Below are 18,404 nucleotides of genomic sequence, written 5' to 3' on the forward strand. Positions count from 1 at the left end.
GCTATACCTTCTCTTGCATTATAATTTTTAAAAACTCGTTTCGCGTTTTAGATTCGGTAAAACACCCTCCATATTCAAGGGTGGTAGTAAAACTACTTTGGTCTTTTATACCTCTAGAAGAAACACAAAGGTGTTTTGCGGTAACAGAGACAATAACATCTTCGGTGTCTAAAACATTTTGCAGGTCTTTCAATATTTGAAGTACCAATCGTTCTTGAACTTGTGGACGACGAGCATAATAATCTACTAAACGGTTAATTTTAGATAACCCGATTACTTTATCTTTAGGAATGTAGGCAATATGAGCATGTCCAACTATAGGTAGAAAATGGTGTTCACAGGCAGAATCAATATTTATATATTGTTCTACGAGCATTTTTTTGTAACCATATTTATTTTCAAATGTAGAAAGCTTTGGTTTGTTCACAGGGTTTAATCCGTAGAACAATTCTTTTACATACATTTTTGCAACGCGGTATGGGGTACCAGATAAACTATCATCAGTTAGGTCTAGTCCCATTTCTTCCATGATCATTTTAAAATGATGTTGAATTTTAGTGATTTTTTCATCATCTGTCTTGTCAAATGCATCGGCACGTAACGGGGTTTTAATACTTTTTGAAAAATGATTGTCGCCAGTAGCTTCTATTTGTTCTTTATGATTCATTTACACAGCATTTATCAGTGTTACACTTACAGTGTTTTCTATTATATAGGTGAAGTAAGACCAATGTAATTGTAGGAACGTACACGGCGGCTTCTGGAATAGAAAATAATTCTAGTTTTTCATTTAGTATTATTGCCGCCAATACAGACCAACTAAACCAAAGCATTGGTTTGGTCCATTTAAGATTAGTGTTTTTGGTAGACCAGAAAATGGCAATAAATGAAATTGCCAAGAACAAGTAATCCATAAATTTCCACCAAGTTGGCGGACCGTCACAACAGTTTGCTGCACCAGCTTGGGCAAGAAATAAAAATGGAGTGGCAATGCAATGAACAAGACATAATGAACTAGCAAAAGTTCCTAAAATGTCAGATTTTTGTTTTATTAAAATCATTTAAATTTATGTTAATACAACTGAGTTGCAAATGTAGATATAATATTTGTTAATGCAACAAGGTTGCGTTATATTTGTTGTATGGGAGTAATTAGAAAAACAAAGGCTGTGGCAGTATTACTAGAGGAGTTTGATAATAGCTCTGTAGCTATTTCTGCAAAAAAACTCATAAGTAAGCTAGGAACAACATTTAATAAAACCACTATTTATCGTGTATTAGACAAGCTAGAAGATGATGGTATTCTACATTCTTTTTTAGGGAAAGAAGGCTTGAAGTGGTATGCAAGATGTAATGATTGTACTTCCTCCGAACATAAAGATGTTCATCCCCATTTTCAATGTCTTAGTTGCGGCAGGGTTGATTGTTTGTCATTTACTGTACCACTGCCACAAATACCGAACAGAAAAATTGAAGTCTCACAATTATTGATTCAAGGCAAGTGCGAAGAGTGTTTCGTATAACATTTTCTATAATTAATATAAAATAAATGTCTAGAGTTTTAATATAATTGTTACTGAAACAAAAGGCTAGTCTTTCATAAAAAGAGGTTTTTAAATATTAATTCTTAATTAAATCATAACAATATTTATTTTTACAATCTGTAGATGAAAAACAAAAAGCATCTTATTGTCATGTTTTATGTTTCCTTGATTTTATTATTCAAGGTAGCCGGCTTGCACTCGCTTTCTCATCATGAAAACGATACCGACATTCAACATTGCGAGGTTTGTCATATTACCACTGCTGTTAATTTTGTTCCGCTCTTAGAAGCAGAACCGCATGTTTTTCCGCAAATAGAAATTTATAATGGTGAGCCAAAGATTACCATTGCTGCTCCAGTTTTAGCCTTAAACCAAAGGTATTTATCTAGTTATCTCTTTACTAGGCCTCCTCCACAATTTATTTAGTCCGTATGAAATGTTTTAGATGCCTTAATTCAAGGTGTTTCAACATTTTTCATTGTTATTAAAATTTTGCAAGCCTATATTTTTTCAAGCTAATCATTCTTTAATAACCAAATAGACAACGCCTTTCTTCTAAGGTAATCTTCAATAATTTTAAAATGCTCATGTACCTTTTAATTAAGGTTTAATGATGTGTTGTTACAAGTACTATCAATTTTAATACATAATAGTTATATGCTAAAAGCAATAAATATAAGCAAGTCCTATAATGGAAAAAAGGCATTGAAAGATGTTTCCTTTGAGGTTTCAAAAGGAGAAATATTTTGTTTGTTAGGACAAAACGGTGCGGGAAAAACTACTACTATAAATATCTTTTTAGGTTTCATTAAAAAAGATGGCGGACAAGCGTTCGTTGCTGATAAAGAAGTGGGCAAGGATGACACCAATAAGCTTACAGCATATATACCCGAAACGGTTCAATTATACGGTAACCTTACAGGTATAGAGAACCTTGATTTCTTTAGCAAATTGGCTGGCTTCTCCTATTCTACATCAGAATTAGAAGCTTTCTTGAGTAAGACCGGGTTACAGGCAGATGCCCAACACAAAAGGTTATCTGAATATTCTAAAGGAATGCGTCAAAAAGTGGGAATTGCCGTTGCACTTGCCAAAAATGCAGAAGTAATATTTATGGATGAGCCTACTTCTGGGCTTGATCCAAAAGCGACCGCCGAATTCACCATAATCTGTAAAGAGCTAGCTCAAATGGGCAAAGTCATTTTTATGGCTACACATGATATTTTCAATGCCGTAGAATTGGGTACAACAATTGGTATCATGAAAGAAGGTGTTTTAGCACAACAGCTAAAAGCCAGTGAGATTAACGCAAATGAATTAAATCAACTTTACCTAGAAACTATATAATTAAAACATGAGACACTATATAACCATACTAGCGTTACTTGTTGGTAACATTGCCTTGGCGCAAATTACTGTAAGTGGAAAAATTTTGGATAATGAAGGAGCTCCCATTTTTGGATCGACTATTTCCTATAACCTTGAGAATACTTCTAAAAAAAGAGGTACTGTAACTGGAGACGATGGTCAATTTGATTTTGCGCTTTCCGAAACGGGAAACTATCAGATTTCGATAAGCTATATAGGTATGAAAAGCCAAAGTTTTAAAAAATCATTCAACCAATTTACCGATTATGATTTGGGTACCATCAACCTTCAAGAGAATGTAGAACAATTACAATCTGTAGAAGTTACAGGCAGACTTAGAACAGATTACAATAGCGATTATTCTTTTTCAGCAACCAAGGTAGCCATTAAGAATAAAGAATTACCACAAGCCATCACTAGTGTTACCAAAGAATTAATAGCCGACCGACTAGCTTTTCAATTGCCAGATGCTGTTAAAACCGTTAGTAATATAACAGTTACAGGTTTATATAATCATTACAACATTCGCGGTATTACCCAAGCAGATGATGGACAGATGTTAAACGGTATGCGTACACGTCAATACTACTTTTTACAACCGATTACCTCTCATTTAGAGCGTGTAGAAGTTATCAAAGGTCCTTCTTCTGTTACCTTTTCAAGTGCCGACCCGGGTGGTACGGTAAATATGGTAACCAAAAAACCATTGACAGAGAAAAGAAGTTCTGTAGGTTTTACCACGGGTAGTTATGGTACATTAAGAGCAACAGCAGATTTTACAGGGCCATTAAATGAATCTAAAACCTTGTTATATCGTTTTAATGCAGCATTTCAAGAAGCGGATTCTTTTAGAGATGTTGTAAATAATAATGCAATATTAATTTCGCCATCTTTTAGTTATATCCCAAACGAAAACACATCGGTTAACGTAGAAATGATTTATAACGATGCCGTTGGAAATTTGGATAGAGGTCAACCGATATTTGGGTCTATTAATGGTGAGTACGATTTAAATAGTACACCTATTACGATGAATGTAGGTGCATCAAGCGACCATTACAAAACTAAAGAGGTTATCTTTATGGCTAATCTCAATCATAAGTTTACTGAGAATTTAGGTTTCAATGCCCAGTTTATGAAACAAACTTGGGACGAAGATTTAGCAGAGCATAGAGTTGATGGTACAGCGGTAGATATTGATGGTAATGTAATTACTACGCTTGCAAGGTTACGCTACGATGAAAGACAGCAATTTTGGGAGACAGATAATTTTAGCACTTATTTTACCTACGATATTAATAAAGGAAATATTACCAACAAACTATTAGTTGGTTATGATGCTACACGATGGGAAAGAAAAATTGGAGCCGGATTTCTTCGTGCTAGAAGATATTTAACCGTTGATGGTGGTCAGTCGAATTATGACCCTAGTAATCCAGATAATTTTCAACAAATGGTTGTAGACGGTGTTACTATGCCCGTACCAGCTGTGCCTCATTTTAATTTGGAAGATCCATTTAATGGAGCCAGAAATACAGATAGTTACAACCTTGCCCAATTATCGATACCTGCAAATTTAAATACTTCAAATGGTTTCTATATTCAAAACCAATTCAAAGTCGGTAAATTCTCGGCACTAGTTAATTTACGGTATGAGACGTTCAAAGACATTTTTGATTATAAGGGAGATGAGCAAGAGTTCAAGAACGATGCTATTGTTCCAAGACTAGGGTTAACATACGAAGTGACTAATACAGTTAGTGCCTATGCTACTTATTTAGAAGGATTTCAACCACATACAAATACGGTTTCTTTATCACCAACTGCCGAAGGTTTCTTTTGGTCAACATCACCAAGCAGGTTTGATCCTTTAGAAAGCAGTTTAACAGAAGTTGGTGTAAAGGGAGAGTTTATGAACGGTAAAATATTTGCTAACCTCGCTATTTTTAATATTACCCAAAAAAATATTTTATTGGGCGACACCTATGATCTAGATAATTTAACCACAAGAGGAGAACAAAGAAGCAGAGGTTTTGAAATGGATATTTCTGGTTACGTTACTCCGAATTTTAACCTTACGGCGTCTTATGGTTTTGCAGATGCTGAAATTGTAGAAGATGCTATAGAAGAGTTTATTGGCGAACCTATTGGAGGTGCACCAAAGCATAATGCAAATTTTTGGGGTCGATATGACTTTGTGAATCAAACTCTAAAAGGTATCGGAATCGGTTTTGGTGCGCAATATGTGGACGAAAGATTTACTTGGTATAACCCTACTTATGATACCGATCGTTTGTTATTACCGTCTTATACGGTTTTTGATGCCGCGCTTTATTATAAGCCAAATAACACTGGAATACAATTAACACTTAAGTTGAATAACTTATTTGATGAAACCTATTGGTTAGGTGGTCTTAACCCTTCAAGATTAGGACCTGGTGCACCTCGAAATGTTTTATTAAATGCAACGTATAACTTCTAAGTATGAGAAAAAAAGTTATAAAATTACTGGCATGGCAATTTTGGCAAGATGCCTTTAGGTCTAAGGTGATGTTAATCTCGTCAATTTTGATGCTGTTCTTACTTATTTTCTCTGCTTACAGCGGATGGGAAAATTACCATGACCAGAATTTTGCGCGAGATGAAATTCAACATGAAGTTCAAGAAAGCTGGGAAAACAATCCGGATAAGCACCCACACCGTATGGCGCACTATGGTTCTTTTGCCTTTAGACTGAAACACGTTCTCAGTGTTTTTGATTTGGGAATGGAAAATTTTGTCGGTAATGCCGTTTTCTTGGAAGCACACAAACAGAACACCGTAAACTTTTCTGAAGCCAGTATGTCTACAGGTTTACTGCGATTTGGTGAGGTAAGTTTGGCTATGTTATTAAAGGTGATCGTACCATTACTAATTTTCTATTTAGGTTTTGCAACTATAGCAAAAGAACGAGAAAATGGTACTTTAAAACTCTTAATAGGACAAGGAATTACAAGAAAGGAAATCGTGCTTGGAAAATGGTTGGGCTTATGGAGTCTTTCATTGATTTTTCTAAGCGCTATATTTTTAGTGTTGTTATTTTTTGTTTTGGTAGAATCACACGACAGCATACATTTCGATAGTGTATCTAGATATTTAGTATTGCTGATATCATACGTGTTATTTTTCGGAATTTTAAGCGCCATCACTATTTTGGTTTCAGCTTTTAGCGCAACCGCTAAAGGCGCTTTGGTAAAGTTGTTGGGTATATGGTTGCTATTCGTTATCATAGTTCCTAAATCACTACAGGCAATTGGTTTTTACCTATACCCTACTCCTTCTAAAATAGAAATGGAAACAGCGGTTGAGCATGACCTAATGCAATTGGGAGATAGCCATAATCCAGACGATCCACATTTTAAAGCATTAAAAGATTCTGTACTACTGGCAAACAATGTAACCGATGTTGCAGATTTACCCTTTAATTATGGTGGTTTTGTTATGTCTAAAGGTGAAGCTTTGAGTGCAGGTGTATATCTAGAACATCAAGCAGAGCTATATAAAGTTTATGGCAAGCAAAATAATCTAGAACGCTATTCTGCCTTTATAAACCCATATACTGCAATTAAGAACTTGTCTATGGCGTTCTCTGGTACTGATTTTCAATCTTTCCTTCACTTTAAAGATAAGGCAGAGACGTATCGTTTCAATTTAGCCCAAGAAATGAATCGTTTACAGATGGATCTAATTCCGAATAAGGGTAAAGCAGGACCCGATACGATTTCAAATGACTACTGGAAAGAATTTCCGCCGTTCGAATACCAATTTTTGACTATTTCAGATGTATTCAAAAATGAGTTGACCTCTTTGTTTGCATTACTTTTATGGGGTGTATTAGCCATTTTCGGACTATTAAGATTATCAACCAACCTAAAAGCAATATAGATGTACAGTTTATTATTTAAATCATTTTTTAGGACAAAAATCTTCTTAGTTAGTTTAGTATTGTTATTGACCGTTGGTGTCATCAGCATCTTAATTGGCAAGCAGTATTTGGTCAAACAAGAAAAGACGATTGCTGCAGCTCAGGTGTTTCAAGAAGAGAGTATAAAGAAGAATTTAGAATACCATCATGATGATCTGGGGTTGTTGTTGTATTACTTACGATTTACCTTGGTTAAGAAACCGGTAAACATTAGTGCTATTTCTATAGGACAGAGCGATGTAAATCCGTTATTACAAGCCGTAACCATTCGCGGTTTGGAAGGGCAAAAATATGATACCGATTTTGAGAATCCGTCATTGCTCATGTCGGGTAATTTAGACCTAGGCTTTGTTATTATTTACTTATTTCCGTTGGTATTAATAGCCATGACCTTCAACCTGTATTCCGAAGAAAAAGAATTGGGGACTTGGCGGATCTTAGCGGCACAAACCTCTGGGAAAGCACAGTTTTTATTCAAAAAACTAATCGTTAGAATACTCTTTGTATTCGGGGTATTGATTTTTTTGATGTTTCTAGCAAGTGCACTACTTCAGATACCAATGAAGCAGAATTTCTGGGCTATTTTTCTACAAAGTATATTGTATGTATTGTTTTGGAGTGCCTTATGCTTTTGGATAGTTACCTTACTAAAAAACTCCAGTTTTAATGCCTTGGCATTGATTTCTATTTGGGTAGTATTGACCATTTTGTTTCCTGCTTTAATAAACAATTATGTAATCAACAAATATCAGGTGCCAGAAGCGTTAGATGCCATGGTAGAGCAAAGAGATGGCTATCATGAAAAATGGGATCTAGAAAAGGATGTTACCATGAATGGTTTTATTGGAGCTTATCCACAGTATGTAAAATATAAAGTGCCGCAAGATAAATTCAGCTGGATTTGGTATTATGGAATGCAACATATGGGAGATATAGCGGCCAAAGAAACAAGTGAAGAAATGACTGAAAAGATTAAGTTACGAAATTCTGTAAGTGAAAACGTAGCTCTGTTTGTACCTACCATGCATGCACAATTAACTTTAAATAATCTTTCAGGTACAGATATGATAAGTCATTTAGATTTTTTAAATGCATTGACTAAGTTTCATGAAAATTTGAGACTGGGCTTTTATGATAAAATATTCAATCATAAAACAGCGAGTTCAGTAGATTGGAAAAATCATGAAATTAAATTTCACGAAGTAGACCATGGTTTTAGTTGGTTAAAACTATTGCTACCTACAATATTAATAACAGTACTTATTGCTATTTCAGCTATAGTTAACCTAAGAAAGTTATAAGATAAACATAGGCTAGAGGAAATTCTAGCCTATGTATTATTTATTTTATTATCTCTTTTTTGATTAACTAATATATTATATGAAGTTTTAAGTATCTAAATGTGCTGATTATCGGGACAATTGACCTCTATTTTAACATTTAAAGACACTTTCAAGCCTTTTATCTGAATTAATTTTTCATTTTGAGACAATGGGGTACTTTTCGCCTCTAAACTCGAATAGTATGAAACTCGAACTAGTTATTGTAGATGATTCTCATCTATGGTTATCGTTAGCAGAAAAGCTTGCCAAAGCACATCCTTTAGTGCGTAGTGTGCTTACTTTTGAAGATTCTTATGATGCTTGGGTACACATACAAATAGCCAAGCCACAAGTTGTGATGGCAGATATTGAAATGCCCGGTATGCACGGACTTTCATTTCTAGAAATGTTTGCAGACCGACTTCCGTTCATATCGAGTTCTACTAAACAAGAGTTTGAAATTGTTGCCAGAGAACTCGGCTGTGTAGATTTTGTAAGCAAGCCATTTACAAAAAGTGAACTTCACAAATCTATCGATTTAGTTTACGATCAAATTTATGATAGAAAAGTAATAACGCCGTAACAGCTAATTTTAGCAGTCAACCTTAGCAGACCAGGCATTTCCCTTTTTTGTTTTTTAAACTTAAAGTTATAGCATAAATTAATTATCCAAATCCATTAAATAAGAATACAGGAATTATTAATTTTTATACCATTTTATTGTACTACATAACGATATTTTAACGATGTAATTTTCAGTATAATATATTGATTTACATTGATTTACATTGATTTATTCGAATATTTTTTTGGGTTTCCGAATTGTTGGAATTCTACATCCTTCAAAATTTATCATTTTTATTGTTTTGTTTTAGATAACTTTACGACCAAAGAGTTTTAAAACCTAGAAACATCGCTAATTTAAACAAAACAGCAATTCTTGTTTTTGCACTTTCTTCAGAAGAAGAGAGAAAGCATAAGCATTTTATGGTTTCTGGTGAACTTTCTGAAAAGCTTACCGCAAGTAGTCTAAAAAAAGCCAAGACTACAGATTTAGATTGTATTCTTTTTACCGAAAAAGAACAGAAAGGAAATACCTTTGCACAACGTTTTACTCATGCCATGACATCTGTTTTTGACTTGGGTTATGAAAATGTTATCGCTATAGGTAATGATACACCTCAGTTAAAATCTAATCATATTAAAGAGGCGTATCTTAGATTACAACAGAATCAGCCTACTATTGGTCCTAGTTTAGATGGCGGTTTTTATTTATTGGCACTTTCAAAGAATCATTTTAATGCAAAAACGTTTGAGTCTTTTGATTGGCAGACCGATAAAATTTTCAATCAGGTTCATCAATATCTTACTACAACTCTAGGTGTAACACATGCACAGAATACAATTCATCATCTACCAGCTTTTTATGATTTAGATGAAGTAAAGGAAATAAAAAAAGTACTAGCCCAATTGGGTGTGTCTTTTAAGGTTATAGGTTCTTGCCTACAAAAATTACTAGAAGTTTTAAGTTTTATTGGCCGATACAGTCAAAATTTTAATTCCACATATTTTTTAGCCTGTTTTTTCAATAAAGGCTCGCCCAACACTCAACTTTCCATCGGGCTTTAATTTAATGTATCAATTGCACTCTACGGGTGCTTTCAAAAATTCTTATGAGAAAATATTTAGGAATAGCTCTTATGCTATGCTGTGCCGTGCTATCTGCACAAGAAGATATAGTGGTAACCATTATTGATTTTGACACAAATCAACCAATGGAAGGAATCAACATATCATTATTAAATAAGAACATGGCCTACGAGGTCAATAAAAATACTAACGTTTCAGGTAAGGTATACTTCAACTCTGTACCTGTTATAAATGGTTACCAAGTGGTATTCGATGGTAATGACACATATGCCGCTCAAGTTTCAGAGCTTATAGATGTTCGCTCTAACCAAGAGCTTAGCTTGCAATTTTTATTAATTCCGTCTTCGACAATTACCGAGAGTTTAGATGAAGTAGTAGTTTCTTCAATCGCTGGGGCTCGTATAAATCGAAAATCTGCAGAGGTATCTTTTGAACTTAAAGAGGCAGAACTTAAAGAGTTACCTGTTGAAGGTAGAGATATTACTAGGGCATTGTTCAGATTACCAAACGTATCTCAGGCTACAGGTTTTTTTCCTGAGGCACCAAATGTAAGTATAAACGGAGGTAACGGTTTATACACATCCTATCTTATTGATGGTCTTGATAATAACGAACGTTTTTTAGGGGGACAAAAATTTGCTATTCCCGTTGGTTTTACCAAAGATATTACGGTATTGACAAATAACTATTCAGCTGAATTTGGATTATCTAATAACGGCGTGATAAATGTTACCACCAAATCTGGTGGCAATGAAATAGAAGGCGAAGTGTTCTTTGTAACTAGACCAGGGGCGGCAGTTGATGCAAGTTCTGCATTTGCACAACGCGATCTCTCTGGAAACCAAGTTCAAGATGGGTTTCAAAGATATCAGCAAGGTTTTGCTGTTGGGGGACCAATTGTAAAAGATAAAACTTTCTTTTTTGTTAATGCAGAATATACAAGAGATCTTAAGGATAACCTTCTAAATTCTGAACAGTTGGGTGTAAATGAGACCGTTAGGGGAAATAATGATTTTGCATATATTTCTGCCAAAATTGATCAAAATTGGTCTAAAAATTTCCGAAGTTCACTACGTGCCAATGTTGGTTTAGTAACTATTGAGAGACAAGGTGGTGGCCTTGATGGCGGTGTACTTTTTCCTTCTGCGGGAAATTTTCAAGATCGTAATTCGTTAAATATCGCTTTCAAAAATGATTTTATCGGTGACACATATAGCTTTCAAAGTAATTTTCAATATTCACGTTTTAGATGGGATTATGGCAGACCTATTGATGCGGATAGCCCACGGGTAACTATACTAGATCCTGGTTCATCAGCAATTGCAATAATTGGTCGACCGGGTTTTGATTTTGATGAATTAGAGAATACTTTTCAATTTCAGCAAAAAGGTAAATTTTACCTTAATAGCCATACTTTAAAGGCTGGTTTAGGTTTAATATCTGGTAACCATAGTCTTACTGGTGGTGGTAATCCCAGTGGTAATTACTCAGTAAGATTAACCCAAAATCAACTAGATGTTTTGAATACCGCTAACTTAGGCAGTGGTTTGAGTATTGATGACATTCCATCGAACGCTACGGTTACTTCTTATGATGTAGAGCTACGACCTCAGTCTTTTGGAGCTACTCAGAATATTTATTCGATATACGTAGAAGATGAATGGAGTGCAACCAATCAACTTAAGATTACTTATGGTTTACGTTATGATTATGATAACCTTTCAAAAGGTGGCAGTACAAAAGGTGACGTTAATAATATAGCACCTCGCTTTAATTTTAATTACGAGCTTGGTGATAATGCCAGCATACGTGGTGGGTATGGTATTTTTTATGATAAAATTAATTATGCGCTTTATAGTGATGCACTGCAACAAAATACCAATGGTGCCGATTATCGTTTACAACTACAAGAATTTATTGATTTAGGTATACTACCGGCAGATACAGATATTGATAGAGTTACTTTTGAAGGTAATTTAACGGCCTCTTTTGTAGAAGCAGATAATATAGGTTATTTAAGCGGTCCGTCTGGAGAAACGTTACAGGCCAATAGAGAAAGTGTATTTAGCAATGAGCGTCGTATTCTAAACCCAAATGGTTACAAAAATCCGTACACGCATCAATTTACCTTGGGTTATCAGTGGCAAATTGATCAAAGTAGTTTATTCTATGTAGACTTGGTACATAATGTAGCACGCGATTTGTTTAGACTACGTAATTTAAACGCTGCCGAAGAATTAACTATTGATTCAGATTTTACTCAAGATGATGTACGTACAGCGGCAGAAGCTGATTTGTCAAGACCAATACCTATAGAGAATGGAGGTGCTACAATTAATGGGCAACGAGTAACCGGTATAGCGAGGAGTGTTATTATAACAGAAAGTGAAGGTCGATCACGATACTCTGCTTTAAGTCTTAATTATCAAAAGGACCGTGGCGAAGGCATTTTTGGTTACCGTTTCAATTACACTTTATCCTCATCTAAAAATGATACTGAAGGAATCAATTTTAGAGCTATGGATGGTAATAATTATGACCTAGAATTTGGACCTTCTATCAATGACCGTACTCACCTTATTAATGCGATTGGTAGTTTGTACCCGGTAAAGGGACTCTCTTTAACGCTTGCAGGTTTACTACAAAGTGGTCAGCCAATTAATAGAATTCCGAATACCACAATTGTATCTGCCGATTTTGAGCAATTTCTTACCCGAGATTTAAATGGTGATGGTACTGGTTTTGGTGAAAATTATACAGGAAACAGTGATCGCTCGCCTGGTGAAAGCAGAAATAGTGATCGACTACCATGGTCGTATACGTTCGATTTGGCTGCACAATATCAATTTGCACTATCTAAAGGAAATAAAATAGAATTAAGAGCCGATGTTTTTAACCTCTTCAATACAGTAAACTTAAGTGGTTTTAGCAATAATGCCACCCAAAGTAACCAAATACAAGAAGGTCCTGCCGGTAGTGGTATTATTGGAAGAAACGCAGCGCCACCAAGGCAGTTTCAGTTTAGTGCGAGGTACTTATTCTAATAGAACTATTATAAATTTTAAAGCAGAAGGTATATGTTGAAAATTAAAAATTGCGTTTTATTTATGTTGCTGATGGTTATAACCATAAATGCATGTAAAGGTCAGGAGCGTCAGAATACTGACAGAATACCTATCATAATAGATGCAGATACGGCAAATGAGGTAGACGATCTTTTTGCCCTTGTTCGAGCTATAGGAGAGCCAAAACTAGATTTATTGGCAATTACGTCTGCACAGTTTCACACCTCACCTTATGCAAGTGACAGTACTGTAGTAGAAAGCCAAATAATTAATAAACGGTTGGTTGAACTATTAGACCGTACAGATATTCCTTTACCTGTGGGTAGTAATGATGCTTTAACTGCTAGTGATGTGCCTCAAGATTCTGATGCTGCACAATTTATTATTAAGAAAGCCCATGAATTAAAAGAAGGAAAGAAATTACAGTTGGTCATCTTAGGGTCTTGCACCAATGTAGCTTCCGCTATTTTGTTGGATTCCACAATTGTTCCTAAAATACAGGTAAATTATTTAGGATTTTGGCATGATCCAGAGGCTAATAGTTATGATAAAAATGAATTTAATTCTAGAAATGACAGTATTGCGGTTAATGTACTAATGAATTATCCTAAACTTAACGTACGTGTCATGTCCGCAACTACAAGTCAGCACCTTATATTTTATAAAAATAGGGTAGATAATAATTTAAAAGGAAAAGGTGGTATGCCCGATTATTTGGTTGACCGTTGGGAAACCTATATTAGATGGTGGACTCAAAAGGATATTGAAAAGACAAAATGGACGATGTGGGACGTAGCTATCATAGAGGCCTTAATACACCCTGAATGGGCAACAATAGAAACTTTTAAGACACCGAAGGAAAACACACAAAGAGATATTGAGATTTATACGAAAATAGATGTAAATCAAATGGAAAGTGACTTTTGGGAACATGTAAATACACTACTTAATTAACGATAATGCAATTAACAACCGATATTAATATTGAGCTTTTAAGCGCTTTTTTGAGAAAAGAAGGTATTCTGAGCGCCGAAGAAAAAGTAAAAGCAACAGAAAAACCAGGGGAAGGAAACATGAATGTAGTATTACGTATACGTACTAATATGCGAACGTTTATTGCAAAGCAGTCTAGACCTTTTGTCCAAAAATATCAAGATATACCTGCTCCTATAAATCGTATAGCGGTAGAGCATCAATTTTATGAGACTATTGAAAAAAAGGCAATAGACCAACACCTACCGAAAGTTCTTGGTTTTCTTCCTAAGGATCATTTGTTATTTCTAGAAGATTTAGGGGAAAGTGAAGATTTTTCTTTTGTTTACGAAAAAAGGAACATTTCAAAAAGTCATTTAGAACAATTGACAACTATAGCCATGGGAATTCATGAAAGTGCTGTTTCAAGTGCTTACCCCGAAAATCTAGAATTACGTAAATTAAATCATCAACACATTTTTGTACTACCATTTTTAGAAGAAAACGGTTTTTCATTAGATCAAGTACAAGTTGGTTTACAAGCTTTGTCTCTTCCATTAAAACAAGATATTTTACTTAAAGAAAAAATTTCTGCTCTTGGCGAATTATACTTGTCTACTGGCGGGGTATTACTGCATGGTGATTACTATCCGGGTAGTTGGATGGGGTTAAAAGATCAAGTATTTGTTTTAGATCCTGAATTTAGTTTTTTGGGAGTAGCCGAGTTTGACCTCGGTGTAATGGCTGCACATCTTTTTATGGCCACCGGAAACACGAAAATTTTAGAAGAGATCGTAGAAAGTTACACTGCACCAATAAATGTAAAATTAATGCAAGAGTTTGCAGGTGTTGAAGTTATAAGACGTTTAATTGGGCTGGCCCAAATACCTTTAAGTCGTACATTAGAAGAAAAGAAAGAGTTGTTGCATTTAGCAAAATCTTGGGTTCTAAATGCTTGATTTTATGGGCAAACTTCAATTTTTTAATATAAACTTGTCATATTTATTATTACAAAAAAAATATGAGGAAATTAATTTTTGATTTATGTGATCTTAAAAACTTCATATACTAAAAATGAATAAGTCCGTTATTCCTATAATTGTGTTTTAATGGGCCTTGCCGTTTGGTCAGTAACTTCACTCGTGTCAAAAGTTAAGAAGCTAATACGTCGAAATAGCTGGGTCTAAATCATTTTAAATTCTGTATTACTTTTTGTTCAGCACAAATTGAAATATGATAACAATTTTTATCGGTGTTGGTAAAGTTATGGAATCTCAATCTATTTGATATTTTTCATTTTTTAATCTCCCTTAGCTTCAACCTTTTTTATAAAGGCAATAATAAACTAGATTAAACCAATAGTTACCTAATACTATACATAGCTTGCCGTATATAGAATTAAGTTATTCATTATTCTATACATTTTCTTTAAAACACAAAATACAATGCAACTTATTTAAATGATTGTTTTTTAGCAGTTTAAATCGTGATGTTATAATGTTCTATTTTTTCTAAAGAAAATGTATTGATGATAAATACAATACAAATATTTAGAAATTTATAAAATGGACTTCAAGAATTTAAAGGCAGTTTTTATTAACTGTACCCTAAAAAAATCACCATCAAAAAGTCATACTCGCAATTTGATGGATTTGTCAATTAATATTATGAAATCTGAGGGTGTAGATGTAGAGGTATTACGTTTCACGGATTTCGACATTCCTGTGGGCGTACAACCAGATATGACCAAAGAAGGTTATGAAAAAGATGACTGGCCGAGTATTTATAAGAAAATAATTGAAGCTGATATTCTAGTTATCGGAACACCGATTTGGTTGGGAGAACGTTCTTCTGTAGCGACAAAACTTATCGAACGCTTATATGCTATGAGTGGTCTACAAAATGATAAGGGGCAATATATATACTATGGTAAAGCCGGTGGATGTATTATAACAGGAAATGAAGACGGTGTAAAACATTGTTCTATGGGTATTCTTTATGCTTTACAACATTTAGGATACAGTATTCCGCCACAAGCTGATGCCGGTTGGATCGGTAAAGTTGGTCCGGGTCCAAGTTATGGAGATAAAGAGTGGAATGGAGAGTCTATGGATCCACCAGTGGGATATGACTCTGAATTTACAAATCGAAATACCACTTTTATGTCATATAATTTAATGCATTTAGCGAAAATGTTAAAAGCTAATAATGGTTACCCTTCTTATGGAAATTCTAGAAAAGACTGGGATGATGGAACCAGATGGAATTTTGAGAACCCTGAATATAGATAGAGGAAGAAGTCGTCTTAGTATTATTAAGTAAAATAAATAGAATTATTATGAGCAAAAATGTATCAGAGCAGTTATTAGATATTCTTGTTAACGTTGGCGTACAAAAAGTTTATGGAGTTACCGGCGATGCGTTAAACTTTTTTGTAAAAGCAATTGAAGAACGAGAAGATGTAAGTTGGATAGGTATGAAACATGAAGGCAATGCTTCTTTTGCGGCATTTGGTCATAGCCAGACCACGCAAAATTTAGCGGTTTGTGCAGGTACAGTTGGACCTGGAGCTCTTCATTTAATCAATGGTTTGTATAACGCTAAAAAAGCTCGTACTCCGGTTATTGCAATAACGGGTCAAATAAACCAAAAACAACAAGGCACAAGCTATTTTCAAGAAGTAGATCTGAAAAAAGTATACGATGACGTATGTGATTATCAGGCAATTATAGAAACTCCAGAACAAGCGCCTATGGTAATTCAAAGAGCTATAAAAATTGCAATAGCAAATAATTCTGTATGTAGAATTGAACTGCCGGCAAATGTGGCGGAGATGGATGCAGAAAACCAGCAATTTATACATCCAATTAAAAAATATTTTTCTTCTTTAGTACCTGATGAGGCAGTTGTAATACAGGCTGCTAATTTATTGAATAAAGCAAAAAATGTCGGTATTTTGGCTGGTGATGGCTGTAGAGAGTGTCGCTCGTATGTAATCGATTTATCAAAAAAATTGAATGCTCCCATAACACATAGTTTACGAGCTAGTGATATTTTTGACCATGACGCTGAAAATGTAGTTGGTTTAACGGGGTTGATTGGTAATCCGTCTGGCTATAATGCGGTAATGAAGTGTGATTTATTGTTAATGTTAGGAACCGATTTTCCATATATTGATTTTTTACCTCATGATACACAAACGATACAGGTAGATATAAGGCAAGAAAATATTGGAAATAGAACAGCTGTTTCTCTTGGCATTTGGAGTGATATTTCTTCTTTCTTGGAGATGTTAAATCCAAAAATAGAACAGAAAGACGATTCTAAGTTTCTTGATAAATTAAGGGAAAATTTCAAAGGTTGGAGAAAAAATATGAAAAAAGAAGCTTCACCTAGTCGAGATAATGAACCCTTAAATCCACAGATATTTGCAGACCTGGTCGATCAACATGCCTCTAATGATGCAATTTTTACTGTAGAAACTGGAACCTCGGCTATTTGGGCAGCACACCATATTTCTTTTCATAGTCAAAGACGTTTAATAGGTTCGTTCAATCATGGTTCTATGGCTGTAGGTTTACCTTCTGCCATTGGTGCACAATTTGCAAATCCTAAGAAAGAGATTTGGTGTTTAAGTGGTGACGGTGCATTTAATATGGCAATGCAAGATTTTATTACAGCTGTTAGGTATGAGTTGCCAATTAAGATTTTAATATTTAATAACTCTGAGCTTAGTTTTGTTAAATTGGAAATGGAACAAGTCGGGCTCGCACCTAGTCTAGACGCATTACACGAAACCAATGTTAATTTTGCAGAGTATGCGAAATTATGTGGAGGCGATGGTGTTAGAATAGAAAAAACAAATGATATAGATACTGCTATCGTGAAAGCCAAGAACAGTAAGAAACCTTTTATAATAGATGCAGTAGTAAGCAGTGGAGCACTCTCTTTACCTCCACATATTGGAATTAAAGAAGCTATAGGTTTTGGAACCTCTAAAATAAAAGAAGTAGGTCAAATAATAAGTGGTGATGAAAGCCAATGGAAAAATTTAAAGAAAGAATTGCAATCTTATTTTGATTGAGAATAAGTTTAAAATCTAGTGCAAAATTTAGGTTTCTCAGGAAATTCAAATAAACGGTGATAGGTATATAAATATACCTATCACCGTTTATTATTTAAGGAATAAAATATTATGTGCTAATTAAATGAGCTTTATGTACTGCGGCTGTTCTTGCATACATTACAATATTAATGAATATAATTTATGCAAATACTTCTCGAAAAGCTACTACAATTATAACATGTTATTTACCTATATTGAGAACCACTTCAGTGAAATATGTAACGATTTGGTTTTTTTCTATTACCTAACGACTTCTTAAACATAATTAATTATGCTTCGCAAGGAATATGCAAACTTTTAGGGTTTGATTAATCGATACATTTAACAGCAATATGAAATTCTGCTACATTAATATAGAATTCTAGAAAAGGAGCTTTCTAAATAAGAAATTTG

15 protein-coding genes are annotated in these 18,404 nt (G+C 34.4%); 13 read left to right on the forward strand and 2 right to left on the reverse strand.

What is annotated here, in order from left to right; translation table 11 throughout:
* Window position 1: 1 nt before the first annotated feature.
* Both folE and ACJJVP_RS14375 read right to left on the reverse strand, forming a co-directional pair.
* Entirely contained in the window at window positions 2-667 is a 666-nt protein-coding gene (folE, locus tag ACJJVP_RS14370; RefSeq protein ID WP_405414570.1) for a GTP cyclohydrolase I FolE, read from the reverse strand.
* Complete coding sequence (locus ACJJVP_RS14375; protein WP_405414571.1) at window positions 657-1,061, reverse strand: MerC domain-containing protein; 405 nt, start codon at window positions 1,059-1,061, stop codon at window positions 657-659. The genes folE and ACJJVP_RS14375 overlap by 11 nt, the downstream gene beginning before the upstream one ends.
* Before the next feature lie 81 nt (window positions 1,062-1,142).
* Between ACJJVP_RS14375 and ACJJVP_RS14380 the strand changes: the two genes are divergently transcribed.
* From ACJJVP_RS14380 to ACJJVP_RS14440, 13 genes are all read left to right on the forward strand, one after another.
* Complete coding sequence (locus ACJJVP_RS14380; RefSeq protein WP_405414572.1) at window positions 1,143-1,523, forward strand: Fur family transcriptional regulator; 381 nt, start codon at window positions 1,143-1,145, stop codon at window positions 1,521-1,523.
* Between the two features lie 171 nt (window positions 1,524-1,694).
* Window positions 1,695-1,970, forward strand: a complete 276-nt coding sequence (locus ACJJVP_RS14385; RefSeq protein WP_405414573.1) for a hypothetical protein — start codon at window positions 1,695-1,697, stop codon at window positions 1,968-1,970.
* A gap of 231 nt (window positions 1,971-2,201) precedes the next feature.
* Window positions 2,202-2,891 (forward strand): ABC transporter ATP-binding protein, encoded by a 690-nt coding sequence (locus ACJJVP_RS14390; RefSeq protein WP_405414575.1) that lies wholly within the window; start codon window positions 2,202-2,204, stop codon window positions 2,889-2,891.
* Between the two features lie 7 nt (window positions 2,892-2,898).
* Window positions 2,899-5,394, forward strand: coding sequence for a TonB-dependent siderophore receptor (locus ACJJVP_RS14395; protein ID WP_405414576.1), 2,496 nt, complete (start codon window positions 2,899-2,901; stop codon window positions 5,392-5,394).
* A 2-nt stretch (window positions 5,395-5,396) separates the two neighbouring features.
* A complete protein-coding gene (locus tag ACJJVP_RS14400; protein WP_405414577.1) occupies window positions 5,397-6,836 on the forward strand; it encodes an ABC transporter permease in 1,440 nt (479 codons plus the stop codon).
* Window positions 6,837-8,177 (forward strand): DUF3526 domain-containing protein, encoded by a 1,341-nt coding sequence (locus ACJJVP_RS14405; RefSeq protein WP_405414578.1) that lies wholly within the window; start codon window positions 6,837-6,839, stop codon window positions 8,175-8,177.
* Between the two features lie 223 nt (window positions 8,178-8,400).
* Window positions 8,401-8,781, forward strand: coding sequence for a PleD family two-component system response regulator (locus ACJJVP_RS14410; protein WP_405414580.1), 381 nt, complete (start codon window positions 8,401-8,403; stop codon window positions 8,779-8,781).
* 404 nt (window positions 8,782-9,185) lie between these two features.
* On the forward strand, window positions 9,186-9,827 hold the full coding sequence (locus tag ACJJVP_RS14415; RefSeq protein ID WP_405414582.1) for a DUF2064 domain-containing protein: 642 nt from the start codon (window positions 9,186-9,188) through the stop codon (window positions 9,825-9,827).
* A gap of 44 nt (window positions 9,828-9,871) precedes the next feature.
* A complete protein-coding gene (locus ACJJVP_RS14420) occupies window positions 9,872-12,892 on the forward strand; it encodes a TonB-dependent receptor domain-containing protein (protein ID WP_405414583.1) in 3,021 nt (1,006 codons plus the stop codon).
* A gap of 33 nt (window positions 12,893-12,925) precedes the next feature.
* Window positions 12,926-13,867: a nucleoside hydrolase gene (locus ACJJVP_RS14425; protein ID WP_405414585.1), complete on the forward strand. Its 942-nt coding sequence runs from the start codon at window positions 12,926-12,928 to the stop codon at window positions 13,865-13,867.
* 5 nt (window positions 13,868-13,872) lie between these two features.
* Window positions 13,873-14,844, forward strand: a complete 972-nt coding sequence (locus ACJJVP_RS14430; RefSeq protein ID WP_405414586.1) for a phosphotransferase — start codon at window positions 13,873-13,875, stop codon at window positions 14,842-14,844.
* Window positions 14,845-15,450: 606 nt separating this feature from the next.
* Window positions 15,451-16,176 carry a flavodoxin family protein gene (locus ACJJVP_RS14435; protein ID WP_405414588.1) on the forward strand — a complete coding sequence of 242 codons (726 nt, stop codon included), beginning with the start codon at window positions 15,451-15,453 and terminating at the stop codon, window positions 16,174-16,176.
* 47 nt (window positions 16,177-16,223) lie between these two features.
* A complete protein-coding gene (locus ACJJVP_RS14440; protein WP_405414589.1) occupies window positions 16,224-17,969 on the forward strand; it encodes a thiamine pyrophosphate-dependent enzyme in 1,746 nt (581 codons plus the stop codon).
* The last annotated feature ends 435 nt before the right edge of the window (window positions 17,970-18,404 follow it).

Origin of the sequence: Maribacter sp. Asnod1-A12 (assembly GCF_045063735.1) — a bacterium.
In the GTDB taxonomy this organism is placed as follows: Bacteria; Bacteroidota; Bacteroidia; order Flavobacteriales; family Flavobacteriaceae; genus Maribacter.